This is a genomic window from Nocardioides sp. Soil796 (assembly GCF_001429525.1).
In the GTDB taxonomy this organism is placed as follows: domain Bacteria; phylum Actinomycetota; class Actinomycetes; order Propionibacteriales; family Nocardioidaceae; genus Nocardioides.
Genome location: NZ_LMSQ01000019.1, coordinates 4388 through 30579, shown reverse-complemented (window position 1 = coordinate 30579; position 26192 = coordinate 4388). Strand labels below are relative to the sequence as shown.

The window sequence follows — 26192 nt, the reverse complement described above, 5'->3', positions numbered from 1 at the left end:
TCAGGTGCCCGCGATGTCGCCGTGCTCGTCGCGCAGCTGCCGCTTGAGGATCTTGCCGCTCGGGTTCTTCGGCAGCGCGTCGGCGATCACGACGTACTTCGGTGTCTTGTAGCCGGCCAGCACCGTCCGCGCGTGCTCGATGACCTGGTCGGCGGTCAGCGTCGTGTCCGGCTTGGGTACGACGACCGCGGTGACCGCCTCGACCCACGTCGGGTGGTCCACCCCGAAGACCGCGACCTCGGCGACTCCGTCGAGCTTGTAGATCGCCTCCTCGACCTCGCGGCTGGCGACGTTCTCCCCACCCGTCTTGATCATGTCCTTCTTGCGGTCCACGACGAAGAGCCGCCCCGCCTCGTCGACGTACCCGAGGTCGCCGGAGTGGAACCAGCCGTTGCGGAACGCGTCCGCGGTCTTCTCCGGGTCGTTGTAGTAGCCGAGGGTGGCGTGCGGTGAGCGGTGCACGATCTCGCCGACCTCGCCCGTCGGCACCGTGGTGTCGGAGTCGTCGACGATGCGGGTCTCGACGTTGAGGGCCTGGCGCCCGGCGGATCCGGCACTCGAGAGCTGCTCTTCGGGGCCGAGGATCGTGGCCAGCGGCGCCATCTCGGTCTGGCCGTAGAAGTTCCAGAGGTCCACCTGCGGCAGGCGCTCGCGCATCTCCTTCAGCACCGCGACCGGCATGGCCGAGGCGCCGTAGTAGCCCTTGCGCAGCGAGGAGAGGTCGGTGCTGTCGAAGTCGGGGTGGCGCAGCAGTGCGATCCAGATCGTCGGGGGCGCGAAGAACTTGGTGACCTTCTCGGCAGCGATGGTCCGCAGGATCGCGCCGGCGTCGGGCCCAGGCAGGATGATGCTGGTGGCGCCGAGGTAGACGTCGGGGCCGAGGAAGCAGTCGAGCTGCGCGCAGTGGTACATCGGGAGCGTGTGCAGCTCGACGTCGTCGGCCGACATGGAGCCGTCGATCGTGCAGGAAACGTACTGCCACATCAGGGCCCGGCTCGAGAGCAGCGCGCCCTTGGGTCGCGACTCGGTGCCGGAGGTGTACATCAAGCGCACCGGGTCGTCGTCCGCGACGAGCACGCTCGGCGCGTCGCCGTCGTGCTCCAACCAGGTGCGTACGTCGGCCCAACCGGCCGGTGGCGCTGCCCCGATGGCGACCCGGCGGGTGACATTTCCACCGGACTTCATCGCGTCTTCCGCGGTCGGCACGAGCGCCTCCTCGACGACGAAGGTCCCGGCTCCGCTGTGGTCGAGGATGAAGGCGATCTCGTCGGCACCGAGCATGAAGTTGACCGGCACCAGCACGGCGCCGATCCGTGCCGACGCGAAGGCGAGCACCGCGAACTGCCAGCAGTTGTGGGAGAGCAGCGCGACCCGGTCTCCCTTGGCGATGCCGTCGGACGCCATACCTGCCGCGGTCGCGTCCACCCGGGCCTCGAACTCGGCGAACGTCAGCCGGGTCTCGCCGTCGATGATCGCGGTCTTGCCCGGGCTCCGCTGCGCCGTACGCCGGGGGAGGTCGCCGAGGGCCTGCTGGCGTGCGGTGCGGACCAGGTCGTCGTGCGTGCTCGTCATGTCGCCGATCATGGCACGACGGGCGTCACGTTTCGCCGGTTCAGAGGCGGGTGATACTTCCGTCATGACGTCACGTGCCGTTGCCCTGTTCAAGAGTTGGGCCTGGGCCCTGGTGCCGCTGTGGACGATCGGCATCGGGACGGGCGCGATCATGGCCCACGCGGCCGTGAAGAAGCGCAGTCTCTGGCAGGCACTCACGGTGCCGTTCTACTTCGCCTCACTCGTGCTGCTGTTCGCGGCGGACCCCGACTACGGGGGCGTGCAGGAGGTGCTGTTCGGCACGGCGATGGGCCTCAACATCGGCGGTGGTCTCATGCATGCCGTCGCGATCCGCGGCTGGGTGTTCGCCGACTCCCTGCGCCCGAACGATCGCCTCGTCGACCGGCAGCGCCTCGCCGTGGCCGCCGTACGCCAGCAGGCCGAAGCGCGTCGTACCGCGCGCGAGCTGCTGGCCGCCCAGCCCGACGTGGCGAGGGAGCTCCTGATCGGTCGGCCGGACGTGCCGAACCGGCAGTACCCCGACGGCGGGCTGGTCGACGTGAACAAGGTGCCGGCCGAGGTCCTGGGCGGCCATCTCTCCCTGAAGCCCGAGGTGGCCCGGCACATCGTCGCGATCCGGGACCGCGTCGGCGGTTTCTCGTCGTACGACGACATGCTGCTGCTGACCAACGTCGATCCCGGCCAGACGAACCCGGTCTCCGACCTGATGGCGTTCGGCGTCCACTGACCTGCCCGGTCGCGGCCGCAGAGAAGAATTCGTGGAATTGTTTCGTCGGAGCTGTCGTATCCGCCTGACCGGTGACGACCACCGGGTGTTCGCCCACACCGGGCGGCACCCCATGAGGAGGACACCATGAAGTACCTGATCCTGATGCACGTCGACCCCACCGTGCTCGAGAACCTGACCGAGGAGCAGCAGAAGCTGCTCGGCGAGGGCCACGGCGCCTTCATGGCCGAGACCAAGGAGAACGGCGAGTTCATCTCGACCCAGGCGCTGGGCGACCCGAGCAGGTCGAAGGTCGTGCGCCCCGGAGGCGACGGGCCCGAGGTGACCGACGGTCCGTTCGTCGAGGCCAAGGAGTTCCTGGGCGGGTTCTACCTGCTCGACGTCGAGGACGAGGCACGTGCGGTCGAGCTGGCCCGGAAGATCCCGGACGTGCAGATCCCCGGGCTGGCCGTCGAGATCCGCCCGGTGGTGTTCTCCGACCTGGGCGACGGGTGACCACTCCGGTGACCCCCGACGAGGGCCTGTGGCGCGAGCTCGCACCACAGGCCCTCGCCAGGTTGCTGCGCACCTACGGACGCGACCAGTTCGAGCTCTGCGAGGACGCCGTGCAGGACGCGCTGCTCGACGCGCACAGGCAGTGGGCGACCCGGCCGCCCGACGATCCCCAGGCCTGGCTGTGTGAGACGGCCCGCCGGCGGTACGTCGACCGGGTGCGCAGCGACGCCAGGCGCCGGGCCCGCGAGACCCGGGTGGCGCTGCTCGAGGAACCGTTGGACGGCGAGGCAGAACCCGGCGACGACGCGCTGCTGCTGCTCCAGCTCTGCTGCCAACCGGACCTGCCGCGGTCGGCCCAGGTGGCGCTGACGCTCAGGGCGGTGGCCGGGTTGAGCACGGCGCAGATCGCCAACGCCTACACCCTTCCCGAGGCCACGATCGCGCAGCGGATCACCCGCGCCAAGCGCCGCCTCAAGGACCTCGACGGCGACCTGCCCAGGCCCGGCCACGCGGAGGAGCGACTGCCTCCGGTGCTCGACGTCCTCTACGTGATGTTCACCGAGGCCCACCACACCACGAGCGGTGCACCGGTGCGCGACGCCGACCTGGCGGGCGAGGCGATCCGCCTCACCCGCCTGTTGCGGCAGGCCGTGCCGGACTCGACGGATGTGGCAGGCCTGCTCGCCCTCATGCTGCTCACCGAGGGACGCCACCCGGCCCGTGTCGGCGAGCTGGGACAGCTGATTCCCCTCGACGAGCAGGACCGGACGCTGTGGAACCACACCTTGATCGACGAGGGGCTGGCCCTGCTCGACGAGGTCGTCCCCGGTGCGCAGCCGGGCCCCTACCTTCTCCAGGCCTGCATCGCGGGCGTGCACGCGCAGGCCGCCGACACCGAGTCGACCGACTGGGACGAGATCCACGCGCTCTACACGGTGCTCGACGCCGACACCGGCGGCCGCAACCCGGTGATCGCCCTGAACCGCATCGTCGCGCAGGCCATGGTGCAGGGGTACGCCGCCGCGCTGTCGGCGCTGGACGACCTCGTGGCGAACCATCCGGACCTGCCTCGGGCGGACGCCGTACGCGCCCATCTGCTGGAGCGTTCGGGCCGTGACGCCGAGGCGGTTGCGGCCTACCGACGCGCGATCGCCGCGACCGTCAACGTCGCCGAGCAGCGTCACCTGCGCGACAGACTGCGCCGACTCGCACCCGTGGAGGAGTGAGCGGCAACCCTGCCGTGGCGGGCGTCGGGCGCGCGATGACGGGAGGGTTTTCCACAGGCTGGGGGCGCGGGCATGGTCAAACGGGTCGTCCCTGACATATAACAGTCGTGCAGCAGCCGCCCTCGGGGACGGGGACGCAGTGACCACCACATACGCTGACGCGCACGCCGCACTGGTCAGCGAGCTCGATGCGCGGGTGCGTGAGGTCGTGCGTCGTGACGGTGTCGATCCACAGTCGGAGGCGGCGGTCGTACGCCGGATCGCGGAGCAGGTGGTGCGTGCTCACGACGAGCGCAGCCTCACCGGGCAGGTGGCCTCGGTCCCGGACCCGCAGGGGGTGGTGGGTGAGTTGGTGGCGCGGGTCTCCGGGTTCGTCCCGTTGCAGCCCTACCTCGACGACCCGAGTGTCGAGGAGGTGTGGATCAACGACCCGAGCCAGGTCTTCGTCGCGCGGCACGGCCGTCACGAGCTGACCAACACGGTGCTCACCACCGGTGAGGTGCAGGAGCTGGTCGAGCGGATGCTCAAGTCCAGCGGGCGGCGCATCGATGTCTCGGCGCCGTTCGTGGACGCGATGCTGCCGGAGGGGCACCGCCTCCACGTGGTGCTCGAAGGTATCTCGCGTGGCTTCACGGCGGTCAAGACCGCAATGCCTAAAACCACTGCTAGATTCTGGTGGCATGCAGCAGCAGCGAGGTTTGCCCCAAGCGCCCGCGATCTACGCGAGGATTAGCCTCGACCGCACTGGACAAGCCCTCGGTGTCCAGCGGCAGATCGAAGCATGCCGCGAACGATGCGAGGCGCTCGGCTGGCCTGAGCCGAAGGTGTACTCAGACAACGACATTTCTGCACGCTCTGGCAAGCGTCGCCCCCGTTTCGAGCAACTTCTGGCTGACGTGCAAGCCGGGTATGTCGATGGGCTAGTCGCGTGGCACCTCGACCGAGTGTTGCGGCGAGTGGTCGACTTGGAGCGGGTGCTGGATGCGATCGAGGCTCAGCGGTCCGCGATCCCGGTGGTGTTTCTCCAGGCTGGCGAAATCGACCTAACCACCCCGTCCGGCCGCCTTCTCGCCCGGATCCTCGCTGCCGTCGCCGCCAACGAAGGCGACGTGAAGTCTGCCCGTCTTTCCGCGCAACGAGCACAGGCTGCGCAGGCAGGTCGGGCCCATGGACCGCTCGGGTATGGCTATGACGATGAGCAGCGCATCATCCCCGAGGAGGCTGGCGTCATCCGAGACGTTGCACGCCGGCTCATCGAAGGTGACTCGCTGTACTCGATCGCGGCCGACCTGAACGAGCGCGGAGTGCCTACCCCTGGTAGTGGAAAGTGGGACGCGAGGCGGGTTCAGCGGGCCGCCGAACGGGACGAGCGTCAAGCTGTCACCGCCGTCATCGAAGGCGCGCGCAGCAGCAGTTCCCTCACCCCTGGCGCTCTCGCGCGCCTATTGCGGAAGGCTGGCGGAAACGCCGAGGTGTGCTCCGCAGCTTGGGTCCGCGACCAACTCTGGGTCGAACATGTCACGTCTCACGATCACGGTCTGGACGACTCGACCATTGCCCGGATGCTGTTTGCGGCCGGCGTGCCGGCGGACCGGTCATACTGGCGGGCTGCGAACGTGCGCGCAATGGTTCGCCGCGGATCACTGTGTGGCTGGCGCGAGTTCAGCCCCGGCCAGCGGGGAGGCTATGGCGAGTTGATCTCGCCGGGGGACTGGACCCCGATTCTGTCCAAGGAAGCGATTGAGGACATCCGGCTGGTTACAGACCGACCCCGGACAAAGCGTGGCCGTGAGCCGAAGTATCTGCTCGCGGCCATTCTTAAGTGCGGCAAGTGCGGCTCTAGCCTGGCCGGGTCACCAACCCGCAACGGCGGTCCGTTCCGGTATGCCTGCTCCAAGCAGCCGGGCCGACCGCACACCTGCGGTGGCCTTACCATCGCAGGGCCTCAGACTGATCGGATCGTCTCTATGGCCATCATTGACGCGGTCGCGGAGGCCAAGGTCCGCTCAGGTACCGCCCAACGCCGCACCGCCAACGGTGCTGCGGCACGCGGGGCCGAGGAGACAATTGCCGAAATCAGTCGCTTGCGGAAGCACTACGGCCTGGAGTTCGCAGCTGGGCGATTGCACCAGGAAGAGTGGGATGCCGTGCGCGAGGGGTGGGCGCTCCGCCAGCGCGAGGCAGAACGCGTGCTGGGGACGTGGGCGCCAAACCTGCACGCGGTGCTGTCTGATGTGCCGAAAGACCGTCCAGACATCGAGAAGTGGTGGGAATCGGCGTCTGTACGACGCAAGCGAGAGATCGTCCAGGTGCTAGTCGAGAGGATCGAGATCGCGCCTCGAGAGAAGATCAACAACAGGTTCGACGATTCACGGATCGGTGAGCCGGTTTGGAGGATCTAGGCTGCGGGCAGGCCCGATCGCTGAGACTGCGGGCCCTCCAAAGCCATGATCTCGGCGAGTCGATTGAGCACTCCGGATCCGGTGATCACAGGAGATTTGCCCTGCTTGGCACGGGCCTCGCGTGCTCGGCGCGAGTAAGCGTTTGCCATGTCATCGAGCGTGCGCTCCCGCAGCGCGCCAGCGTTGGCGCTTTCAGTGGTGTGGACTGATTCGTTCACGGGGCTGCTCCTTGGAGACCGGAGACGGTGTCTGGTCACCTAAGGAAGGACGTGGCGTCCGTACGATCACCTTCCGCGGAACATCGACTCACCCCGAGCCATGCCGCGGGTGCCTGTGGCGCTGGGTGTAGTTGGGCGACTCAGCGTGAAGGAGCGTGACCGCCTGTATGAGGTGCTTCCGCTAGATATTTACTGTGTAGCTCGGCATTGGAACAGCTGCGAGGGGCATTTGCCCGGCTGCCCGCGTGCACCTCGAGCTCGTGGTTGAGTGACGCCGCGCTCGCCCTGTTGCTCGATTCAACCGTTCTCGCGCTGGCTCGACGAAGAGCCTCGACGAAAGGGCGAGGTGCGCTAACGATCTTGCGGGCAAGAATGTCTACCGGCGAGATCCATACGACGTCGCCAACTGGATCGGCGGCGACGAGGCCGGCCTCGATGTCGTTGTGCGCTCGGATGGACAGCGCTCGAGCTGGTCCGGTCAGGTTGGGTGCCTCGGCCTTCTCCGCGACGACATACGCCACTCCGAGCTTGACTCGAGTGTGTGGAGGGTCGCGTCGATGCCGGGCAGAAGGCCGGGCCTGGCGGCAATGACATCGAGGCTGGCCATGGTGGTGGAGGCGTGGGTCAGCTCGCGGTAGGCGGCACGAACTTCGGCGGCCTTGTGCATCAGGTCGGGGTCAAGACGAGCATCTGGGGCAGTGAGGTCGCCCCAGCGGCTGGCGAGGTTGCTCCACGCACGGCCGGCCTCGGCGATCGCCGGTGAGAGCCGGTCAGTGGGCTCGAGGTGGCCGGCGAGCTGTGCGGCGTCGACGAGCACCATGGCGGCGCCGGCGATGAGGCCCTGGGTGCGGGTGATGAGGACCATGTTGGTCGGCCATGCGTCGGAGGCGAGGGTGCGGTGGGCCTGGATGTCCCACCCGGCGAGGGCCCGGGAGATCCGGGTGTCGTCCTCGATCGGTCGGTTGGCTTCGCCCCGGAGCGCCTGGGTGAACCGTCCGTCGAGGTACCTGCCCGCGGCCGCCTCGGAGACGGCCATGCGGCGGATCCACTCGGTGGTCGGCGGTACGGCGTAGGGGGAGTGACGCCGGTTGAGCTCGATGGGCCGGTTAGTGCCGAGGGCGTCCTGGTACCGGTTGTGGCCGTGCTGGTGCAGGGAGACACCGACGGCGTGGGCGCTGACGTACAGGGCGTGCATGATCCGGGCGCGAGCGGCCTCGAGGTCGCGGTAGCTCTCGGTGCGCTGGACCGGGAGGTCGGCGCCGAAGCGGTGCACCAGGTCGCTGGCGTGACCGAGGGTCCTGGTCATCTGGGTCATGCGCCGATCGGGCTGGCTCACCGGTGGCCAGCTGGTGCTACGCAGGCTCCTGCCGATCGCGTCCCCGACCGAGACCAGGCGAGTGATGGGTTCGTCGCGGGTGTGCGCGCCTGCCCCGAACTGCTGCCCGGGCAGGCTGCTCCACAGCGTCGCCGCGGCCGCGACGAGGTCGGGCCAGCCGTGGAGGAGTCGGCCGGCGTCGTCGCCGGCGACGTCCATCAGGAGGTGGCGCGCCGTGTGGTCGACGTCGTGCAGCAGCTCGCCGACGGTGCGGATGTCCCGAGATGTGAGCGGGATCTGCGTGGTGTCGAAGAGCGCGTCGTCGACGTCGGCGAAGCCGCTCCGGTGGTCAGCATCCAAGGTCGCGTGCCTCCCGGATCAGGTCGCACAGGTCGACCACGAGCTGGGAGCTGTTGACCAGGTCGGGGCGGTGGGCTGGGAGCGGCCGGGTGAGTTCCTCCGCGGCCGTGAGCAGCTGCAGCGCGCTCTGCCCTTCGAGGTCCTCCTGGTCGACGTCGGGCAGCCGGTAGTCCTCGGGGAGGAGCGAGCTGGCCCGTGCTTGTGCCAGGTAGACGCCGAGACCGAGGGACTGCAGCGGTGAGTCTGGTTCCGCCCCTTCCCAGGCGCGGGTGGCGGCCTGGTGGAGCAGCTGGGCGATGGAGCCGAGGCGGTCCCAGGTGTCATCGGCGGTGAGGGTGTGCACGGGGTGGTTCCTTTCGGTCGGAGTCGTCCGGGATCGGGTCTGGTTCATGAACCCATGGCGGGGCCGGTCCCTGCTCTGGCGTGGATTGGGGCTGTGGATAACTCCGTTGTGTCGGCGGCTGGGCACAAACTGGTCTCGTTCGCCTAGGTCGCGCGGAGGTCGTCGGACGATCACCCCGCGGCAAAGTCGAGAGATTCGCACTAGTGTTGACTGATGGAGGTGGTCGAGATGAAGGTCCCGATGACGGTGCTGAGGGTCGTGACCCTCGGGCCTGCGCTGCTGGTGAGCTTCGTGCTCGCCGTGGTGGTGTTCGCGCTGCTGCCGCCGGCGCTGGGCCTGGTGCTGTTCCTGGCCTCGGCGGCCGTGCTGGGCGCGTTGGCGCTGGGCCAGCTCGAGGTGGTGGCGATCGGGTTGCTGACCCAGTCGCGGCCGGCGACGGAGGCCGAGTTCCGGGTGATGGCGCCGTTCCTGGCCGAGCCGGCTGGCCGTGGCGTCGACGTCGGTTCCCTGTACGTGCGTCGTGTGCAGCGGCCGCAGACGCCGGTGGCGTTGGCGATCGGGCACAGGGCGGTGGTCATCACGCCGGGCCTGGTGGAGGGGACCTACCGCGGCGGCGTGACCGGCGCGGAGGCGGTGGCGGTACTGGCGCATGCTGTCGGTCGGCGTCGTGCAATCCGCCCGCGGCTGGAGGCTGCGGTGCTGGCGGCCACGACGCCTTGGCGGATGGTGGTGGCCACCTTCCGCTGTGTGGGTCGGGCGTTTGCCTGGCTGCCGTTCATGCGGGTGGCCTGGACGCTGCGCGGCGTCGTGGGCGTGATCTGCGTGGTGCAGTCGGTCACTGAGGGCCGGACCTGGCCGGGGCTGCTGGGTGGGGCGGTCATCGCGCTGACCTACCTGGTGCCGACGGCCGGCCGCGTGATCGAGGCCCGGGCGGAGGTTGCTGCGGACCAGCTGGTGGTCGAGCTCGGGCTGGGCGGGGTGCTGGCGGGACTGCTGCGCCGCTACGGGCAATCCGATGACGCTCGAGCGGCTGGCAGCGCCTCGAAGCGGCCGCGGAGCCGCCTCAGCGGCCGCGGCTGCACCTGGTCCCCGGCTGAGCCGCTCGTGGGCAGTCCACGCACCTAGTCGTCGTCCTGGAAGCCGGACGTCGAGTGGTGGACGCAGCCGCGGCCGTCCCCGACGTGCGGCTTGTGGTTCATGCACGGCAGCGGGCCGAGCTTGTGCGAGCAGTCGACCCATCGCACGGTCGACTGACTGGGGGCGGCCGGGGTGATCGGGGCAGCCATCGCTGACACCTCCTGGCCTATCGGCGAGGGCCGCGGCGGCGGCCGAGCTGGGGGCGCTGGTAAGCGGCGGTGTCGGTGTGGTCGTGCTGCCGGCCCGATCGTTGGACCTGCGCGATCTCGGCGTCGGGGGAGGGGCCGGTATCGGCGGCCGCGGCCTGCGCGGCGGCTTCCTCGGTGGCCCGGATCTCATCGGCGCGCTGGCGGGCCTCTTCCTCAAGTGCTACTTCCTCGCGAGCGGTGTAGTCGCTCATGGTTACTCCCAGTGGATCCGCGGACCGGCACCGGCTGCGCCGGTCCTCCTGGTCTCCTAAGTCCGGCCCAGGCGTGGGGGCGATCACATGGTGCTCAGCAGTTGCCCCACAGGCCGGTCTCGGCGCCGTGGGCGTCCTGTGCGGCCGCGGCGAAGTCGGTCTCGCGAGCGAGCTGCTGGTCGGTGTCGTAGACCCGTGCTGCGCCGGCGGCCAGGAGCTCGCGGGCTGCGTCGGTGCCGGCGTGGTCGACATAGCGCAGCATCCGGCCGTAGCGGTCTCGGTCGGGCTGGCCGATGTCGGTGGTGAGGAAGACGGTGCTGCCAACCGGTGCCAGCTGCTCGAGCTGCTCGGTGGCTTCGGTGGAGTAGCACTCGGCCGGCGTCGGGGGATGGGCGACTTCGGGGGCGTCGATGCCGAGCAGGCGGACTCGGCCGAGATCGCCTCCGTCGAGGTCCTCGACGCGAAGCGTGTCGCCGTCGAGGACCACCACGACCCGGACTCGGGTCGCGGTCGCCTCGCTGCCAGCGGGGTCGGCGGGGGCGCCGGGCAAGGCAGCCTTGATCCCGCCGGCGGCGAGGACGGCGATCGCCGCGGTGGCGATGCCGCCGAGGGCCTTCACCTGGCCACCCGCAGCTGGGCCGCTCGCCGGCGCCGGAACCGCCCGCTGCTGTTCGCGGAGGCCGGGGGAGCGGGATGTTGGCCGGGATCTGCTCGTCGACGTCGAGCCCGCTCATAACGGCGCCGGCCGGGCAAGGTGCCGGCCGCCATGGTCGAGGTCTATGGCGTCCTCATCCCGCCCTACCGAGCCGGGGACCCGGTGGCCGGGGCGGCGGCGCTGGCATCCGGGTCCCGGCCGTGCTCGGACATCCGGCGGCGGGCGTTGTCGGAGATCTCGGCGGCGATGCCGGCCGACTGCCGGGCGCTGGTCGCAGCGTGGTCGACGACGTCCCCGAGGAGGCGAACGTCCTCATCAGCGCGGCCGAGCTCCTTGCCGGCAGTGCGGATGCTGCGGTCCAGGGTGACCGGTTCGAGCAGCGCCGGCGGAGTGACGTCCTGGCTGGCTCGGCGCGCGCTGTCGACGTGCTGGGCGGCGAGCTGCGCCACCGGCTTGGCAAGCGCGACCATCTCGCCGACGACCGCGATGCGTGGCTTCAGCTGCGCGACGTCGCCCGCGACGACGGGATTGGAGGGTTCGGCCAGGTCGAGGAAGCCGCGGGCCTCGGCGAGCGACTCCGAAGCGCGGTTGAGGTGCCCGAACAGCTCGCGGGTCAGCTCCGGCATCTCGTTGCAGCGGGTCTGGAGCCGACCCAGGTGCTCGCTGGCCGCCCCGAGGTAGAAGTCACCGCGGTCGGTGAGTCTCGCCTTGGCTGAGTCGAGCTCGGCGTCGTCGAGCACGCGGAGTGCGGAGGTGATCGTGGTCTGGATGTCCTCAACCACCCGTCGGGCGCGGCCCACGGCCCGCTCGGCGACGAAGACGGCGTCGGCGGCGCGCAGCGTGGTGTCGGTGGACGTCATGCCGATTCGCCTCCTCCGCTCTCGGGCGCCGGAGAGCTGCTGGGCGGAGGCACGAGCTCACACAGCCGGTCGAGCGAGGCCAGGGCCTGCTCGAGGTGATCGCGGACCTCCTGAACAGGGTCACGATCGGGGGTATCGGTGGGCGTGCTCACGGGCAGCTCCTTGGTGGACCGGGTACATGTCTCAGTCACCAAAGGAAGCCCGGCCCGCCGGGACGATCACCGAGCCGAAGAAATCTGGATCCGGCGCCGGCTCACCGAAGCCCGGTGGGTGTTCCTAGGGCTGGTCCCAGTTCATCGACTCCTGGCCGTCGTCGACGCCCTGGCTGATGATGTGGGCGGTGGCGTTGTGGGCGGCGCTGAGGTGCTTGTGGAGGTCGACCGCGAGGCCGCGCGCCTCCTCCAGATGGAGTCGCGCGACGCCGATCGCCATGGACGGATCGGACTCGTCGGGCATCGAGTCCATGCTGAGCACCTGGTTGGCCAGGGCCTGCTCGAGCGTGCTGGACAGCTGCGAGAATGCCTGTGGGAACGCGGCCGCGATGTCGGCGAACTCAGCGAGCTGGTCAGACGTCTCGGCCGGGATCCGGTCCCGCTCCCACATCGTGATCCGGTTGAAGCCGAAGACGTGTTCGCGAGCCGCCTTCGCGTGCGCTGTTGCCTCGAGTCCGCCACCGTCGTCCACCTGCTGCTCCTTCGGTCATGATGTGGTCTCTGGTTGTCGAAGTGTCGCTGATCGCGGCCGGTGTTCGCTCGGCCGACGGCGCGGCTGTGGATAACCGGTCAGGGGCTCCCAACAGGGCCGGGGGCGGGAGACTGAGCGGCCATGGACGACCAGGGGGCTCTGATCGCACGAAGGGCGTCAATGCCACTGCCGCGTGGTTCAACGCCCCGGCCGACGTGGAGGCCTACCCCCGGCGCGCCGCAGCGGTGGGGAGTGGAACGCCTACTGCGCGCCGGCACTATAAGCACTAAGGACGCCACCGTCGACGAGCTGCTCGACGACCTCGCCGAGGTGGCGCGACCAACGCCAATCGGCGAATGGCATCGCCGAGCTCGAGGCGGTTCTACGTTGCCAAGCTGCCGTGAGCTCTACAGCTGCGGCGTGTCGTGACCGCCGTCGGAGGCGGGCGGGAGTTCGCGCCGCCGGCGGCCGGCACCGAGCCGGCCCAGCGCCGGGTCCGTGGCGTCCGAGGGCGCTCCGGTGGCCAGCGTCTCCCGGATGTAGCGGTCGAAGCCGGGCATGGTGAATCGGAGCTCGCCGTGCCCGACCGGCTCGATGATGCCCTTGTCGATCAGGCGTTCACGGGGAACACCCAGCGCCTGGGTGGGTCGCTCGAGCGTCGCGGCGATCTCCGCGCGCGTCACCGTCGTGCTGCCGGCGCCCGCCATGACGGCCATGATCTTCTTCTCCAGATCGCTCGCGGCCGCCCAACGTGCGGAGTACATGGTGGTCAGCTGGTCGTCGGCGACCGGAAGCCCGGCGTTCACGTCGTCGATGTCGAGCACAACGCCCTCACGTGATGGGCGCGCCGCCTCCCAGGTGGCGTGTGCGAGAACCTGCAGCAGGTAAGGGAAGCCCTGGGCCTCCGACACGACCGCTTGCAGGGCCTGGGAGGTCCAGTGAACTCCCAGGTCGTCCGCGGGCTCGGCCACCGCCGTCTCCGCGGCCGCGGGTTGAAGTCGTGGGAGGGTGAGGAAGGTGCTGCGCTCCCCGAACGTGGCCGCCTTGACCAGGGCCGCGGGCGCCGAGGGCAGCCCGGCGCCGATCACGGCGAAGGGGTTGTCCTCCCGTTTCCCGGCCAGGTTCTGCATCGCGTTGAGAAGGACCGCGAGGTCGTCGCGCGCAGCGGCGTGCAGCTCGTCGACGAAGACGACCAGGCCCGCGCCGCCGCGGCCGCGCACCTGCCTACTCGTCTCGTGCAGGAGGTCCTCGAGGGCTGAGATCCGGGCGCCTCGCGGCGGGTCGCCTTCATAGCGGTCCGCCGACGCCGAGGCGCTCACCTTCACGACGCTGGGCACGCCGATCTCCACGCCGATTCGCTCCAGGCGGAGACCCCACCGTCCCTTCTCGGCGCGGGGCAGGATGTCGGCAGTCTCGATCGCTTTCCCGATCCGGCTTACCAGGTCCGGCAAGAACGGGGCGCTGCGTCGACAGGAGACCCAGGCGGTGATGAATCCATGCCCCTCAGCGTCGCGCTGTGCCTCGCGCAGGAGCGAGGTCTTCCCAACACCACGCGGGCCCTGAAAGACCAGGAGCGGACCACCCATCTCGCCGTAGGTTCCGATCCGGCTCAGGTAGCCGCGAATGCGGTTCTGCTGCTCCTCCCGGCCGGCCAGCACCCGAGGCAGCTCGCCCGGAGAGTAGGGGTTCGGCAACATCAGGATCTCCCATACATCTTGTTACACGTCAGCCATGTGTAACGACCTGTATGCCCGCGGCGCGCTGCTCAACGGGTGATGCCGCGCGCGTCGGCCGCGCCGCCGGCGAGCAGTGCACGGACCGTGAGACGACGGCGGGCCGCGCCGTCCGGACTCTCGGCCGCGGGACCGACCTCTTCGACGTCGCGACTGGGACGGCTATGTCGCACCGGCGGATGGGCGGCCTCGCTGAGAGATTCGGCCAGGTCCTCGACGTCGGCCTCCAGAACACGCTCAAGGAGGTCGGCGATGCTCGTCGGGGAGCCGTCGCACTCGGCCGCCAGGGAGGCGGCCAGTTGGTCGAGCGCGGCGTTGCCGAGCGCGGTGAAAATGACGAATCCGGGACCCGTGTTCTCAGTTTGGGCTGTGCTCATGGTCCACCTCGCTTCCTGGTCACCTAAGCCTCGATCCACCGATGAGGTCGGTCGGGTGAGCGTGCCGTGAAGTGAGAATGCCCTTACGTGCTGGAAGAATTTGACTTCTCTAGGGTCCAATTCACGCCATCACGAAGGGCATCTCGTAGATGCAACTTTGCCACACGCCCCGCGCGACCTCGGCGGTGTTCGATGATCCGAATCTCGTGTCGTCGGCCGGGCTGGTCCCGGTCCTCACACTGGCCCAGTCCGCGGGGCTCCAAGAACTGGCCCAGACGCATCTGATCGTCCCGACCGACAAGGGCGCGAACGCCGGACTGAAGGTCACCTCGCTCGTCGCGGGAATGGTCGCCGGCGCGGACAGCATCGATGACATGGCTCTGCTGCGCCACGGTGGGATGGGACGGGTGTTCGCAGGCGCCTACGCGCCCTCGACCCTAGGTTCGTTCCTGCGCTCGTTCAGCTTCGGTCACGTCCGTCAGCTCGACGCGGTCGCCTCGAGGTTCCTGACCCAGCTGGCTGCCCAGGCACCGCTGGTCGCTACCTCAAGTGACTCCGGCGAGAGGGTGTGATGGTCGACATCGACGACACCATCATCGAGGTCCACGGCTACGCCAAGCAGGGTTCGAGCTACGGCTACTCCGGGGTCCGCGGACTCAACGCGCTGCTCGCGACCGTGTCGACCAGCGCGTCGGCGCCGGTGATCGTGGCCCAACGGCTCCGGAAGGGATCGTGTGGTTCACCGCGGGGCGCGGCCCGGCTGGTCGCGGACGCGTTGAAGACGATCGGCTCGTTGTCCCCGGCGACGCCGTTGGTGCGTGCCGACTCCGCGTTCTACGGCTACGCCACGGTCGGTGCTGCGCTACGAGCTGGCGCCGATGTCTCGGTCACCGTCCGGATGGATCCCAAGGTCAAAGCCGCAATCGCCACCATCGATGACGATGCGTGGACCGCCATCGAGTACACCGACGCCATCTTCGACGAACCCACCAGCACCTGGGTCTCTCGCGCCGAGGTCGCCGAGATTCCGTTCACCGCGTTCACTTCCAAGAAGAAGGCGGAGCAGGTCACCGGACGGCTCGTGGTCCGCCGGATCCCCGACCTCAAACCCAGCGCCAAGAACGGTCAGGCCACTTTGTTCGACACCTGGCGCTTCCACGCGTTCTTCACCACCACCGACCCGGCCGTGGCAGACACCGTGGCCGCTGACAAGACCCACCGCGGCCACGCGATCATCGAACAGGTCCACTCCGACCTGAAGAACTCTGCGCTGGCGCACATGCCGTCCGGGGTGTTCAACGCCAACGCAGCCTGGCTGGTGCTGGCGGTCATGGCGTTCAACCTCACCCGAGCCGCCGCGACCATCACCGGCCCAGCCCTGGCCAAGGCCACCACCGCGACGATCCGCCGCAAACTCATCGCCGTCCCGGCCCGGATCGCCTCCTCGGCACGACGGATCACCATGCACCTCCCGGTCGGGTGGCCCTGGCAGGACGCCTGGCGACGGCTCTTCGCTCACGGCCAAGACCCGCCACCGATCGCGGCCAACTGACCGCAACGACGGCGCCGAAACCGTCGCCACCCTGGTGACCGTCCTCCGGCCTGGCAGCCGGCGGCATCATCTCCGCAAAGTCCACCCATTGGCGACTGTGCGCCTGAGTTCGCCGGACTCATAGTGGGGTAGCGCGGTGAGGCTGACGGTTCCGACGGTGGATCGAGGCTTAGCGAGGGGGCTCATGGCGGATACACACAACGCACAGTCAAGCCGATGCGGCTCCTGCCACTGAAGCCTGCTGAGGTCGTGGGCCTTCTGAAGTCGGCCGCGGAAACGGGATGTTCGGCGGGCGGCGGAACGCCGCGAGACCTCCCCGCGGCCCGATGAGCAGGCTTGGCGTGGGTCGGCGAGTTCAGGCGGTGATGTGCGCTGCTGCGAGGAAGCCGGCGCCGAGGACGACCACCGCCGACACCGGCGTGAAGAGCCCGGCTGCGATGTACAGCAGGCTCTCGACGACACAGAGCCCGGCCTTGCCGACGTAGGAGGCAACGATGGCGCCGGCAACGACGATGGCGGTCGTCAGCATCACCTGAGCGCGGGCTCTAATGTCGCGCTTCTCCGTTTGCTGGTGCTGGACGTCGAGGCGTGCCTCGTCGATGTAGAGCTGACACTCCTCGTCGGTCCAGTTCGCGGGTGGGAGCTTCGGCGCATCGGGGCTCGCGTGCGGGTGACGGGGAGGGTTCGATCCAGGAACAAAGACGATGAAGGCGTACCCGAAGAACAGCTTCGCCTCTTCGAATGCTGCCCGGACCGCCGTCCTGGCCCGCTCTCTGCGGCTGGTCACGGGCGTCCTTCGATGTGCCGGGCGATGGCAACTGTGACTGGGGTCGCAACCGCCTCGGGGAGGAACAACCACTGACCTGCCGGGTTCAGATCGATGAACCACCAGTCGCCGTCCTCGTCCTGGATCCAGTCCTGGGCCGAGTAGCCAACACCGACCGCCCGGCTGGCGACCAGGGCGAGTTCGCGGACGTTCTCGGGGACCGGTGTGGTCGTGAAGCCATGGTGTCCGGCGGGAGAGAGCCTCCAATCCAGCGGCAACTCGTCAGCGAGCAGAGTCGCCGACCATGCCTGTTGGCCCACCGTGACGATGCGAGCGTGAACTGTGGCGTTCACCTGGCGCTGAAGGATGAACGGCACCCGGGTGATGATCTCGGGTTCGGACAGGTCGGCAACCGTGGTGGGGACGATCCATCCGTTGCCGTCGCCGTCGATGAATGACCCCGGGCCGAGCGGCTTGGTTACCCAGTTCCCGTCACGGGGGATCGCATCAGGGTCTGTCGTCACGATCCACGACGGCACCGGCACTCCGGCTGCTGCTGCGCGCCGGTACTGGTACGGCTTGTTCTCCGCTCCGCCGAGCCGGTCCAGAGGTGTGAGCCACGAGAAGCGTTCGTCGCGCGCGAGGGCGGCGAGCGCAGACATCGCGCCAGCGCGTGATGCCCCTTCGGCTCCCGGAGCGCTCATCGCCTCGGCCCATCCAGCGGGAGCAAGGCGACGCAACCAGCCTGGTCCCGGTGCGACGTTGACACCAGCGACTTCCACCGAGTCGCTGCTGATGGTGACCGGTGAGCGGAGGAATGTTGCCGCGTCCATGATGACCGGGTCTTCACCGAGCTCGCCCAGGACCGCGGCGACATGAGCATCTGCTCGGTCGCCGACGATGACGGCCGCGTTCAGCGCACCACTCCGGCGTCGAGCATCAGCCCGGCGCGGTCGTTGTCGACGGTCTCGATCTGGGCGGTCTCGATCGTCCCGGGGAACGGTTTTGGATCTGACGCGTCAACCTGGGTGGGCACGCAGTTGCTGGAGTACAGCGATTGGCTTGAAGGACGCTTGGCCGGCACTTCAACGCACCACTCCGGCGTCGAGCATCAGCCCGGCACGGTCGTTGTCGACGGTCTCCACGGACGCTGTCAAGCGGGTCCCGGGGTCTGGGCGAGTGTCGGGATCACCGCCGTTGCTCGGCACCGCAGCGTCGTACAGGGTGGATTCGTTCATTAGTCGGTTCCTCCTGTCGTGGTCGGTCGGTCTGTTGGTTCGAGTCTGGACGACCACCGCGGTCTGGTTCGGCAGCACACGCTTCCGGTCGCCCGGACCCTGGTCAGCTGGGAGCCTTGTCGACGGCAGCCTCGGGTAACCAGATGTGCTCGAGCTGCTTGGTGAGCTTCTGGGTGTAGTCCTGGACCTGTACGAGATACCAGTTCTGGAACGCGGTGGGGAACAGAAGCGCGACCGCGAGGACGGCGGTCCCCAGCCGCCGCTTCCAACGGCGCGGGAGAAGCTCCGCGTAGTCGGCAGCTTCGAATGCGTTCATGGGTTCACGATGGCAGAAGCCTCCGACATTCAGATTGGCTCTGCACTCCGCGGGCGGCCGAACCTCCGACCGGAACGCCCTTGGTGATTCCTGAAGTGTGAGCGGTCGTCCGCGGGGTCGATCTCGGGTCAGGCGGTGTCCCTGTTCGGGAACTCGGAGCCGTGTCGTGTCACGGACTCCTACTTACAGAGTGTCTGGGCCGTGCCGTCGTGCCTACCGGCGGGGGCTGCGGTGTACTGGGTTCGAAGAGCCGTGCTCTTGTCCAGTACCCGCGTCGCGCCGGAGCCTCGGGGCGTCACGGTCGGTGGATTCGGCGTCGTGTTCGCCGAGTCCAACCTGCCGAACCAGCCGGTAGCGCAGTTCGCGGGCGGGGGTGTCGCCCAGGGGTGCTGCTGCGACCAGGGCGCGGGTAGCGGCGCCGATGTCGTGGCCTTGCTCGTGGGCCTGTTGCAGCATCGCCGCGGTGGCGGGCCAGTCGCCCTGCTCCACCAGTCGCGGGTCGACCTCGCGGGCCAGCGGGGCCCAGCGTTCCGCCGGCGACTTCGCGGCCGCGGCCTCGAGGCGGGCGCGGATCTCGTTGCTGCTGTTCAGCTCGGCCTGGGCGGCCTTACGGGGATCGGCGTCCCACGCCTTGATGGCGTCGCGCAGGTCCCGCCGCGACCGCAGTTGGGAGAGCTGCAGTCGGGCGCGCACTTGGTCGGTGCCCGGCGCCCAGGCGCGGCTGGGCCGGGCGGCAAGGACCCGCATCGCGGCCACGCGGGCCTGCTCGGGCGCAAGGTCGTCGAGCCGCTCGGAGAGCAGCTGGTCACCCAGCGTCTGGCCGCTGGCCAGCGCCGCGGTGAGTGCCGCGGGGCCGCGGTGGGCGAGCAAGTCGGCCGGGTCCAGGCCCTCGGGGAAGCGGGCGTAGCCGGGGTCGAGACCGTGCGGGGTGAGCATCCAGAAGTCGCGCTCGGCCGCGACCTGGCCGGCGAGGTCGGCGTCGGTGGCCACGATCGGGTCGCGGCCGATTCCGCCGAGCTGGGAGGCCTGCTCGTCGGTCAGTGACGTGCCGAGCGGGGCCACGCCGAGGTAGCGGCCGGCGCTGGCCAGCGTGACCGAGATCGCGTCCATGGGGCCCTCGACGATGACCGGGACGGCGCCCTCGGCGAGGAGTTCGTCGACGACGCCGTACAGCTGAGCGCCCTTGTGGAACAGCGGGGTGTCGGCGGTGTTCAGGTACTTCGGGCCGCCCTTGTCGGCGTCGGTGAGGTCTGGTCGGCGTCGGCCGACGAACCCGAGCACCTCACCGTTGTGGACTACCGGGAACATCACTCGGTCCCGGAACCGGTCGATCAGTCGGCCGGTGCTGGCGGTGGTGGCGACCCCGGTGGCCAACATCTCGGCCTCACTGACGCCACGCTGGCGCAGGTGGTCGACCAGGTTGGTCCACCCGGCCGGCGCCTGTCCGGGACGGAAGTGCTCGTGCCCGGCGATGTCGATCCCGAACCGGCCGGTGAGGTGGTCGCGACCCCATGAGTCGGTGAACCCGGACTCAAAGAAGGCCTGCGTGATCTCGTTGATCTCGATCATGCGTTCGCGCGTGACGGGGAAGGAGTACCACTCATCGGCCCGCTGGTACATGAGGCGGATGTCGGCGTCGGTCGGCTCGAGCGGGGTGCCGCCGAGGTCGCGGATGTACGCGGCCAGCGTCAGGTCGCCCTCGACGAACTGCTGCTCGTCGACGTTGTCGGCCGCCGACGGGGCGACGTCGACCTGGTCGATCGCCTCGTCCGGCTCGGGCTGGTCGACCAGGTGGTTGTCATCGGCCTCGAGGTCGTGCGGGAGCGGCCATTCGATGTCGTCGGGGTGGTCGACCAACGTGGCCGGGTCGGGCTCGACGCCGTCCCACATGTCCACCGGCGGCTCGTCGAAGTGGTAGTCGTGCTCGTGCTCGTCGGGGATCGGTTCGAGCGCGATGGAGGTTCGCCACACCAGCGCCTGGCACTCGTCGACGTCGTCGGAGGGCAGGGCGGACCCGGACGAGAGCAGGGCTTCGAGCTGCCAGCCGCGCTGCAGTCCGTGGTCGACGTTGGAGACCAGCGCGGGCCACCAGGCGCTCGCCTGGATGCGGGCGGCCCGCTCCTCGCCGAGCAGTTCGGGCAAGTGTGCTGCCCAGCTGGTGGTGACCCCCTCGCCGTGAGAGCCGTCCCCGACCTGGACGGCCACGGCGGGCGAGAGGTGGCGTGCCATGCGCCACCACAGCGCCGCCGCGGCGTGCTCATCAGGAAGAGGTCCGGCCCCAGTGTCAGCCGACGTGGCGGTGCGGAGCAGCTGGTGGGCCTCAACGCCGGTGCGTGACATGGCCGCGAGCCGTTCGGCAAGGAGCGGGGTGAACTCGTCGCCGCGGACCTGCGGGGCCAGCGAGTAAAGCAGTTGGCGCCATTCCGTGAGCGCTGGGGTGTGGTCGCCGGTGATACGCCGGTTGAGCCGTCGCTGGTAGGTGGAGGAGGCTTTCTGTAGCTGCGGCGCGCCGGTCGCGCGACGGTCGTCGACGGGGACCTGCATGGCCGCTCGCCAGACCTCGACGTCGGCCACCGTGTCGGTGTCGGGTCGGATCCCGTTCTGCGCCCAGGTCGGCAGCGACGTCTGTGCCGCGGCCCGGCGGCGGACCTCGTTGGCGAGCTGGTCGACCAGGTGCGCGCGCTGGTCGAGGTAGGCACCCCAGTGCGGGTCGTCGGCCAGTCTCTCCGGTATGCCGGGCATCCAGGGCAGTGGGCCGGTGCCGGCGTTGCGCATGCCGGAGGCGTCCAGCCGCCAGTCGAGCACCGCGGCGCGGTCCTCGGCCGAGACCAGTTCTCGGTCGCTCGCGGCCGCGCGCATCGCCTCCACGGGGCTCTCACCCGCGGCGCCAAGCAGCAGCAGATGGGCGCGCAGCGTGGGCCAGGCAGCCTCATCGGCCAGGCCGGGAAGCAGCTGGTCGACGATGCTGTCCAGGGCCTCGACGACATCGGGACCGACGACGTTCTCGGCCGCGACGTAGAGGCTGTCGAGGTAGCGCTGGGCTGCCTCACCGAGCCGGGTAGCGGGGTCGGCCTGCTCGCGCATGAGGCTGGTCGCGGACCGCTGGGCGTCGTCGCGGGCCAGCATCGACTCGAGGATGTCGGTCGGGGTCAGCGGGCGGACCAGGGTCGGGTGGATCACCGAATGCGGGTCGCCGTCCCCGACGACCTCGAGATAGACGTGGTTGCCGCTCTTGCCCCGGGTGAGCATCGTGTAGAGCTGCTGGCGCGACTCGGTGCCGGTGGCCAGCCCGTGCATGGTGTCGGCGGTGACGCCCTGGGCGGTGTGCACGGTGCAGGCGTAGCCGAGCTCGGTGGAGGCCCCGACGTACTCCTGGGGGAGGCGGACGGTACGGCCGTGCTGGGTGTGCTGCACGGTCAGGTCGCCGCCCTCGTGGAGGCCGACGACGGTCCACCGATCGCCGTTCTTGACCCAGTCGGTGGCCGAGGTGCGCAGCTTGCGGTCGTTGGTGCGGGTGATGATCAACTCGCCAATGCTGGCCTCGTTGCCGTCGGCCAGGCGCCGGGCCAGGCCGGGCCTCGCGGGGTCGGCCCCCGCGAGTCGGTGGGCGCGGGCCTGCTGGTTGAGCTCGCTGACCAGCTCGCGGGTCGGGGCGAGCATGATCGCGTCCAGCCCTGCTGCACGGTCGGCCTGCCAGGCCGCGAACACGTCCTCGGTCATCGTGGCCAGGTCTCCCACGTGCACCCGGTCGCGGTCGAGGTAGAAGCCCAGGGCCTCGCCCTTGCCCTCGCGCAGCGCCAGCGAGGCGGCGCCTTCGGCCGGGTCGGTGAACCGCACGAGCTCGGTCAGCTGCAGCGCGCCGTGGGTGGCGCGGATGTCGCGCAGCACGCCGCCGGCGCCGATCGCGGCGAGCTGCTGGTCGTCGCCGATCAGGCGGACGCTGCCGCCGCGCTCGAGGACGTGTTGCACGGCGATGTCCAGGGAGAGCGTGTCGGCCATGCCGGCCTCGTCGATCACCACGAGCGTCTGCGGGCCAATGCCGGCGACCCAGTCGGGCGCATCGCCGGTGATCAAGGAGTGGGTGAGTTTGGCGAGGGTGTCGGTCTGGGTGTCGGTCTGGGAGCCCATGGACTGGCGTAGGGCGTCCGCGGCCGCGGCTGAGGGGGCGAGGCCGATCACGCTGCCGCCGCCGTCGGTCCAGGCCTGGGCGAGCGCCCGCATCGCGGTGGTCTTGCCCGAGCCGGCGGGCGCGATGGCCAGCTGCAGCCGGGCGCCGGAGGTGGCCATCTCCTTGACCAAGGTGGCCTGGCCGGCGTTTAGGGTGACCCCGTTGGCTTCGGACTCCAGGAGAGCCAGTGCGACGTTCTGCTCGTCGACCGCGTAGCCGTCGCGGCGACCGGCGGCCTCCACCAGGCGCTCTTCGGCGGCCAGGACCTTGCTCGAGGTGAACAGGTGGACGCCGCCGACGGTGTAGACCGAGGACCCGTCCAGCTTGCGCAACTCGGGCGGCTCGGAGATCTCGTCGAAGGGGCGAGTGATGCTGATCGAGCAGCCGTCAAGGACCTCGCTGACCAGCAGGCCGACGACGGTGCTGACCTGGTCGGTGGGCACGTTGGCGGCCCGCACCTGGCGCTGGGCCTCGGCGTAGACGTGCCAGTACTGCCAGGTGGCGCGGCCGCCTTCCATCGTCGTCACAATCCGATCGCTGATCTTGGCGAACCACGCCGCGTCGGCGACCGGGGCGGTCGCGGCGGCGGTCGGGTTGAGTGCGCCGTGGAGCATCTGCTGGAGGTCTCGCGGTGAGCCGAGGACCTCGACCGCCTCGCGGTTCCAGGCCTCCCGCTGCTCGGCCAGCGAGCTCGGCTCGTGCTTGGCCTCGCGGGTCTCCAGCGTGGCCCGCTGGGCCAGCTGCAGCGTCTCGATCGGTGTCGGCGGGCGGCCGTGGGATGCCTGGAACTCGGCGGCCAGCACCTTGCGGCGGGCCTCGACGCTGACGCGGCGCTTGGAGAAGCGGTGGTTGAGGTCGGGGTCGACGCCGACGATCTCGCGCACCGGCCGCTTCCGGGCGGCGGGATTCGGGCGCTCCGCGAACCGCACCCCCAGCGCGTCGCCCAGGTGCCGCTCGAGCGCAGTGTTGTAGGTCTCCGAGGCAGAGACCTTGGCCTTGTAGAGCAGCCGGCCGTCGATCGCCAGCCACTTCCCGTCGAGGGTCTGGACCTTGTTCGCGACCGCGACGTGGGTGTGCAGATCCGGGTCGCCGGCGCGGGAGTCGCGGTGGGTGAACGCCGTGGCCAGCAGGCCGCGGACGTTGACCTGGCGGATCCCGTTGGTGCCCTGGCGGGTGAACAGCGCCTTGGTCTCGATGAAGTGCAGCGCGTCCTTGATCGCCGCCTGGTGGGCGCGCTCGATGACCGCGGCGGTCTTGGGGTCGGCCAGTGCCCACAGCGTGGAGACGCTCTTCACCGGCGAGAAGGTGAGGTCGTATCCGGCCACGGCGTTGGTCTTGGGCCGGGAGTGCTTGGCGATCGTGGCGGCGAGCTCGCGCGCGTCGGCAGGCTCGCGGCCGTGCTCGGCCCGGAAGAAGTCACGCCCGACCTCGGTGCGAATCCGTGCCCGCTCCTGCGCGGGGACCGGCCAGTCGCCCGGCAGCCCGGCGGCCTCGTTGACGGCCGCGAGGCGCTTGGCGACCTCGACCCGGAAGGCGCTGACGTCGTTCTCGAAGACCTTGTACGGGGTACCGAGACGAGCGGCCGCCTTGTAGTCGGCCTCGGTCGGGCTCGCGACGTCGGCGCGACCGACCCGCAGATCCAGCTCCTTGATCCGCTGGTCTGCGAGGGGGTGGTGGCCGGCGCCGAACAGTGCCGACATGTGGTCGGCGGTCACGATGTCGCCGGCGTTCAGGCCCTCGATGCCCGCCATGCCGGACCCGACCCACACGCCGGGAGTCTCGCCCTTCTCGGTGTAGTAGCTCGCGAGCCCGACGTGACCCTTGTCGGTGGCGTCCATCGCTGCGACCTGGCGGGTCAGGTAGTCGTACCCCGACCCGGCCGTCAGCTTGTGGAGGCTCATCGTCACGGGCACCTACGTCCGATCGGGGCCTCGGAACGATCAATTTCGCAGCGAAGTTTCGTCTGTTCTTTCTATTCGGCGAACCGGGAATGCACTAGGTGTGTGGAGGTTGGGGTGCGACTGAGTTCGAGGGGGGACGCTGGGGCGCTCGGGAGGGGCTCAGCGGTGTCGGTGTGAGGGTGCTGGTCGGGTGAGGCTGGTGAGGGTGTTGGAAAGGTTCTTCGGCGGTGGTGATCGCTCGGGGTCCGGGTTGTGTCCTAGGTGACTGTCAGAGTCCATGTCGACACGAGCGAGGGATGACCGGATGAGTCAGCAGACGATGCGCCAGAAGGCGCGACGTGACGCGCGGAGTGTCACGTCGAAACGGAGGGCTGCGCTCTTCGAGCGCGCCAAGCGGCTGGAAGACCTGGCGGTGCAGGTGATGACTGCGGTCGGAGAGCGGGACGCTGCGGTGGCCGAGGCAGAGAAGCGGGCTGGGGCCGCGCTGCGCGAGATGACGATGGTCGAGGGCGTGACACTGCGCGAGGCCGTCGAGTGGTGCGGCGACCAGATCGGCGTGCGAGAGGCGACGCGGCTGCGGCGGCTGGCCGAGAACGACCAGGACGCCGAGAAGGGCGACGAGGACGGCGCTAGGGCGCCGGCCGCGACGGCTGCGCCCGCCGCGAGTGGGGGAGCGGGTGCCGGTACGGCGGTTGGATGACGCCGGCCTCGCGGCAGTGACTGCGGCGATCGCGGACCCGAGGGTGCTCGCGCGCTACCGGGCCAAGGTCGCCACGGTGCCGGGGAGCGAGTGCCTGTGGTGGACCGGGGCGGTTGCGGGCCGGTCCGAGCGTGACCGCACGGACGGCGGCGGACATGGTCTGTTCTGGTTTGCGCCGGGACGGGTGATCATCGCGCACCGGTTCGCGTTCGCGGTGATGAACGGTGTGGACGCGCTCGCCCAGGCGCGGCTGCTCGGGCACCGGTGTCACAACCCGCTGTGCCAGCGGGTCGCACCGGATCACGTGGTGGCGTCGAGCGCGGCGCAGAATCGGCGCGAGTGGTCGGTCCAGCGGCGGCTGCCCTACAGCCCACTGGCCGACCCGCGCGGCCCGCGTCGGCGGGCTCGGGAACTTCGCGACCTCGCGCGTGAGGACCCGCAGCTAGTGGCCGACGACCTCGCGCGACTCCAAGAGCTACTGGGCGAGCAACTGACGCTGTGGTGAGCGACGCGGCGTCACCACAGCGCCGCCTGGGCTCCGGCACCGGCCGGTGCGTGCTGGGCGCAGTCGGTGGCCAGCAGATGGCGGCCGTCGCTGGTCGACCAGCACAGCGAGTCCAGACAGGCATAGTGCTCGCACCCCATCCGAACCAACGGCGGGCAGTCGGGGCCGACGAAGCCGGAGAGGAAGTTGATCCGGCGCAAGGGACGCCCGCAACGGACACAGCACTGCGGGCGGCGCGCCTGCCGGATGGTGGCCAAGGGATCACCCGGCCTCAGCGGCGAGGTCGAGCCGTGCAGACGCGGCGGTGGCAACGGCGGTGATCTGCGCGGCGAGCGCACGCAACTCGGCGGGCGTGCCCTCAATCGCGATCACGTCGTCCTGGGCGAGAGTCAGGACCGGGCGGCGGTGCTCCCCAGCACCCACCCAGTCTTCGCCCGGGGTGAGGACCTGGACGCTGGTCTCAGCGGCGGCCAGCCACTCGATGTGTGCGCTCATCGGATCACCTCGACGGGGAAGGTCGTGGCGGTGTTCGGCGTCTGCTT

General features: G+C 69.7%; 28 protein-coding genes and 1 pseudogene. 9 read left to right on the top strand and 20 right to left on the bottom strand.

Going from position 1 to position 26192, the window contains the following annotated elements:
- Positions 1–1572 carry an acyl-CoA synthetase gene (locus ASH02_RS17440; RefSeq protein WP_235532522.1) on the bottom strand — a complete coding sequence of 524 codons (1572 nt, stop codon included), beginning with the start codon at positions 1570–1572 and terminating at the stop codon, positions 1–3.
- Between the two features lie 64 nt (positions 1573–1636).
- Between ASH02_RS17440 and ASH02_RS17435 the strand changes: the two genes are divergently transcribed.
- The 5 genes from ASH02_RS17435 (at position 1637) to ASH02_RS17415 (ending at position 6422) form a co-directional block, all read left to right on the top strand.
- On the top strand, positions 1637–2299 hold the full coding sequence (locus ASH02_RS17435) for a hypothetical protein (protein ID WP_056678609.1): 663 nt from the start codon (positions 1637–1639) through the stop codon (positions 2297–2299).
- Positions 2300–2425: 126 nt separating this feature from the next.
- Positions 2426–2794, top strand: a complete 369-nt coding sequence (locus tag ASH02_RS17430; RefSeq protein ID WP_056678606.1) for a YciI family protein — start codon at positions 2426–2428, stop codon at positions 2792–2794.
- Positions 2791–4020: an RNA polymerase sigma factor gene (locus tag ASH02_RS17425; RefSeq protein WP_057295179.1), complete on the top strand. Its 1230-nt coding sequence runs from the start codon at positions 2791–2793 to the stop codon at positions 4018–4020. Before ASH02_RS17430 ends, ASH02_RS17425 begins: the two co-directional genes overlap by 4 nt.
- Positions 4021–4159: 139 nt before the next feature.
- Complete coding sequence (locus ASH02_RS17420; RefSeq protein ID WP_235539074.1) at positions 4160–4753, top strand: hypothetical protein; 594 nt, start codon at positions 4160–4162, stop codon at positions 4751–4753.
- The gene (locus ASH02_RS17415) at positions 4701–6422 is read left to right on the top strand and encodes a recombinase family protein (RefSeq protein WP_162250922.1); all 1722 of its coding nucleotides are present in this window, start codon (positions 4701–4703) and stop codon (positions 6420–6422) included. The genes ASH02_RS17420 and ASH02_RS17415 overlap by 53 nt, the downstream gene beginning before the upstream one ends.
- Here ASH02_RS17415 and ASH02_RS26180 read toward each other — a convergent pair.
- The 3 genes from ASH02_RS26180 to ASH02_RS17405 all read right to left on the bottom strand — a co-directional run bounded on the left by ASH02_RS26180 (position 6419) and on the right by ASH02_RS17405 (position 8658).
- A complete protein-coding gene (locus ASH02_RS26180) occupies positions 6419–6640 on the bottom strand; it encodes a hypothetical protein (protein ID WP_156393530.1) in 222 nt (73 codons plus the stop codon). The two genes, ASH02_RS17415 and ASH02_RS26180, sit on opposite strands and share 4 nt — an antisense overlap.
- A 478-nt stretch (positions 6641–7118) precedes the next feature.
- On the bottom strand, positions 7119–8315 hold the full coding sequence (locus ASH02_RS17410) for a hypothetical protein (RefSeq protein WP_056678598.1): 1197 nt from the start codon (positions 8313–8315) through the stop codon (positions 7119–7121).
- On the bottom strand, positions 8305–8658 hold the full coding sequence (locus ASH02_RS17405; RefSeq protein ID WP_056678597.1) for a hypothetical protein: 354 nt from the start codon (positions 8656–8658) through the stop codon (positions 8305–8307). The genes ASH02_RS17410 and ASH02_RS17405 overlap by 11 nt, the downstream gene beginning before the upstream one ends.
- Before the next feature lie 213 nt (positions 8659–8871).
- Here ASH02_RS17405 and ASH02_RS17400 point away from each other — a divergent pair, with 213 nt between their 5' ends.
- Positions 8872–9783, top strand: coding sequence for a hypothetical protein (locus ASH02_RS17400; RefSeq protein ID WP_056678594.1), 912 nt, complete (start codon positions 8872–8874; stop codon positions 9781–9783).
- Here ASH02_RS17400 and ASH02_RS26175 read toward each other — a convergent pair.
- The 8 genes from ASH02_RS26175 to ASH02_RS17370 all read right to left on the bottom strand — a co-directional run bounded on the left by ASH02_RS26175 (position 9780) and on the right by ASH02_RS17370 (position 14504).
- The gene (locus tag ASH02_RS26175; RefSeq protein WP_156393529.1) at positions 9780–9944 is read right to left on the bottom strand and encodes a hypothetical protein; all 165 of its coding nucleotides are present in this window, start codon (positions 9942–9944) and stop codon (positions 9780–9782) included. The genes ASH02_RS17400 and ASH02_RS26175 overlap by 4 nt on opposite strands.
- 17 nt (positions 9945–9961) lie before the next feature.
- On the bottom strand, positions 9962–10195 hold the full coding sequence (locus tag ASH02_RS17395; protein ID WP_056678591.1) for a hypothetical protein: 234 nt from the start codon (positions 10193–10195) through the stop codon (positions 9962–9964).
- 94 nt (positions 10196–10289) lie between these two features.
- Positions 10290–10814, bottom strand: a complete 525-nt coding sequence (locus ASH02_RS17390) for a thermonuclease family protein (protein ID WP_056678587.1) — start codon at positions 10812–10814, stop codon at positions 10290–10292.
- A gap of 179 nt (positions 10815–10993) precedes the next feature.
- Entirely contained in the window at positions 10994–11710 is a 717-nt protein-coding gene (locus tag ASH02_RS17385) for a hypothetical protein (RefSeq protein WP_056678585.1), read from the bottom strand.
- Entirely contained in the window at positions 11707–11862 is a 156-nt protein-coding gene (locus ASH02_RS26170; protein ID WP_156393528.1) for a hypothetical protein, read from the bottom strand. The genes ASH02_RS17385 and ASH02_RS26170 overlap by 4 nt, the downstream gene beginning before the upstream one ends.
- 124 nt (positions 11863–11986) lie before the next feature.
- The gene (locus ASH02_RS17380) at positions 11987–12394 is read right to left on the bottom strand and encodes a hypothetical protein (RefSeq protein WP_056678582.1); all 408 of its coding nucleotides are present in this window, start codon (positions 12392–12394) and stop codon (positions 11987–11989) included.
- Positions 12395–12801: 407 nt separating this feature from the next.
- Positions 12802–14091, bottom strand: coding sequence for an ATP-binding protein (locus ASH02_RS17375; RefSeq protein ID WP_056678579.1), 1290 nt, complete (start codon positions 14089–14091; stop codon positions 12802–12804).
- Positions 14092–14159: 68 nt separating this feature from the next.
- Positions 14160–14504, bottom strand: coding sequence for a hypothetical protein (locus ASH02_RS17370; RefSeq protein ID WP_056678577.1), 345 nt, complete (start codon positions 14502–14504; stop codon positions 14160–14162).
- Between the two features lie 149 nt (positions 14505–14653).
- On the opposite strand from ASH02_RS17370, the pseudogene ASH02_RS17365 reads away from it, so the two are divergent.
- Positions 14654–16056: pseudogene (locus ASH02_RS17365) on the top strand (IS1380 family transposase).
- A 355-nt stretch (positions 16057–16411) separates the two neighbouring features.
- On the opposite strand, the gene ASH02_RS17360 reads toward ASH02_RS17365, so the two are convergent.
- The 6 genes from ASH02_RS17360 to mobF form a co-directional block, all read right to left on the bottom strand.
- On the bottom strand, positions 16412–16843 hold the full coding sequence (locus tag ASH02_RS17360; RefSeq protein ID WP_056678574.1) for a hypothetical protein: 432 nt from the start codon (positions 16841–16843) through the stop codon (positions 16412–16414).
- Positions 16840–17484 (bottom strand): hypothetical protein, encoded by a 645-nt coding sequence (locus tag ASH02_RS17355; RefSeq protein ID WP_056678571.1) that lies wholly within the window; start codon positions 17482–17484, stop codon positions 16840–16842. Before ASH02_RS17355 ends, ASH02_RS17360 begins: the two co-directional genes overlap by 4 nt.
- Before the next feature lie 251 nt (positions 17485–17735).
- Entirely contained in the window at positions 17736–17858 is a 123-nt protein-coding gene (locus ASH02_RS27315; RefSeq protein ID WP_268788281.1) for a hypothetical protein, read from the bottom strand.
- Between the two features lie 49 nt (positions 17859–17907).
- On the bottom strand, positions 17908–18060 hold the full coding sequence (locus tag ASH02_RS26165) for a hypothetical protein (protein WP_156393527.1): 153 nt from the start codon (positions 18058–18060) through the stop codon (positions 17908–17910).
- A gap of 103 nt (positions 18061–18163) precedes the next feature.
- On the bottom strand, positions 18164–18376 hold the full coding sequence (locus tag ASH02_RS17350; RefSeq protein ID WP_056678569.1) for a hypothetical protein: 213 nt from the start codon (positions 18374–18376) through the stop codon (positions 18164–18166).
- Between the two features lie 213 nt (positions 18377–18589).
- Positions 18590–24445: a MobF family relaxase gene (mobF, locus tag ASH02_RS17345; RefSeq protein ID WP_056679446.1), complete on the bottom strand. Its 5856-nt coding sequence runs from the start codon at positions 24443–24445 to the stop codon at positions 18590–18592.
- 304 nt (positions 24446–24749) lie between these two features.
- Here mobF and ASH02_RS17340 point away from each other — a divergent pair, with 304 nt between their 5' ends.
- A complete protein-coding gene (locus tag ASH02_RS17340; protein ID WP_056678568.1) occupies positions 24750–25145 on the top strand; it encodes a hypothetical protein in 396 nt (131 codons plus the stop codon).
- Between the two features lie 16 nt (positions 25146–25161).
- Positions 25162–25650: a hypothetical protein gene (locus ASH02_RS17335; protein WP_056678565.1), complete on the top strand. Its 489-nt coding sequence runs from the start codon at positions 25162–25164 to the stop codon at positions 25648–25650.
- Between the two features lie 11 nt (positions 25651–25661).
- Here ASH02_RS17335 and ASH02_RS17330 read toward each other — a convergent pair whose 3' ends face one another.
- Both ASH02_RS17330 and ASH02_RS17325 read right to left on the bottom strand, forming a co-directional pair.
- The gene (locus tag ASH02_RS17330; protein ID WP_156393526.1) at positions 25662–25907 is read right to left on the bottom strand and encodes a hypothetical protein; all 246 of its coding nucleotides are present in this window, start codon (positions 25905–25907) and stop codon (positions 25662–25664) included.
- A gap of 4 nt (positions 25908–25911) precedes the next feature.
- Positions 25912–26145 carry a hypothetical protein gene (locus tag ASH02_RS17325; protein WP_056678559.1) on the bottom strand — a complete coding sequence of 78 codons (234 nt, stop codon included), beginning with the start codon at positions 26143–26145 and terminating at the stop codon, positions 25912–25914.
- Between the last annotated feature and the right edge of the window lie 47 nt (positions 26146–26192).

Bases quoted from the DNA above. Each gene is read 5' to 3' on its own strand.
- ASH02_RS17415 (WP_162250922.1), top strand. From the start codon at position 4,701: ATGCAGCAGCAGCGAGGTTTGCCCCAAGCGCCCGCGATCTACGCGAGG.
- ASH02_RS17435 (WP_056678609.1), top strand. From the start codon at position 1,637: ATGACGTCACGTGCCGTTGCCCTGTTCAAGAGTTGGGCCTGGGCCCTG.
- ASH02_RS17430 (WP_056678606.1), top strand. From the start codon at position 2,426: ATGAAGTACCTGATCCTGATGCACGTCGACCCCACCGTGCTCGAGAAC.
- ASH02_RS17385 (WP_056678585.1), bottom strand. From the start codon at position 11,710: ATGACGTCCACCGACACCACGCTGCGCGCCGCCGACGCCGTCTTCGTC.
- ASH02_RS17440 (WP_235532522.1), bottom strand. From the start codon at position 1,572: ATGACGAGCACGCACGACGACCTGGTCCGCACCGCACGCCAGCAGGCC.
- ASH02_RS17350 (WP_056678569.1), bottom strand. From the start codon at position 18,376: ATGAACGCATTCGAAGCTGCCGACTACGCGGAGCTTCTCCCGCGCCGT.
- ASH02_RS17395 (WP_056678591.1), bottom strand. From the start codon at position 10,195: ATGAGCGACTACACCGCTCGCGAGGAAGTAGCACTTGAGGAAGAGGCC.
- ASH02_RS17325 (WP_056678559.1), bottom strand. From the start codon at position 26,145: ATGAGCGCACACATCGAGTGGCTGGCCGCCGCTGAGACCAGCGTCCAG.
- ASH02_RS26165 (WP_156393527.1), bottom strand. From the start codon at position 18,060: ATGAACGAATCCACCCTGTACGACGCTGCGGTGCCGAGCAACGGCGGT.
- ASH02_RS17400 (WP_056678594.1), top strand. From the start codon at position 8,872: ATGGAGGTGGTCGAGATGAAGGTCCCGATGACGGTGCTGAGGGTCGTG.
- ASH02_RS26175 (WP_156393529.1), bottom strand. From the start codon at position 9,944: ATGGCTGCCCCGATCACCCCGGCCGCCCCCAGTCAGTCGACCGTGCGA.
- ASH02_RS17355 (WP_056678571.1), bottom strand. From the start codon at position 17,484: ATGTCTGCGCTCGCCGCCCTCGCGCGCGACGAACGCTTCTCGTGGCTC.
- ASH02_RS17340 (WP_056678568.1), top strand. From the start codon at position 24,750: ATGAGTCAGCAGACGATGCGCCAGAAGGCGCGACGTGACGCGCGGAGT.
- mobF (WP_056679446.1), bottom strand. From the start codon at position 24,445: ATGAGCCTCCACAAGCTGACGGCCGGGTCGGGGTACGACTACCTGACC.
- ASH02_RS17370 (WP_056678577.1), bottom strand. From the start codon at position 14,504: ATGAGCACAGCCCAAACTGAGAACACGGGTCCCGGATTCGTCATTTTC.
- ASH02_RS17375 (WP_056678579.1), bottom strand. From the start codon at position 14,091: ATGTTGCCGAACCCCTACTCTCCGGGCGAGCTGCCTCGGGTGCTGGCC.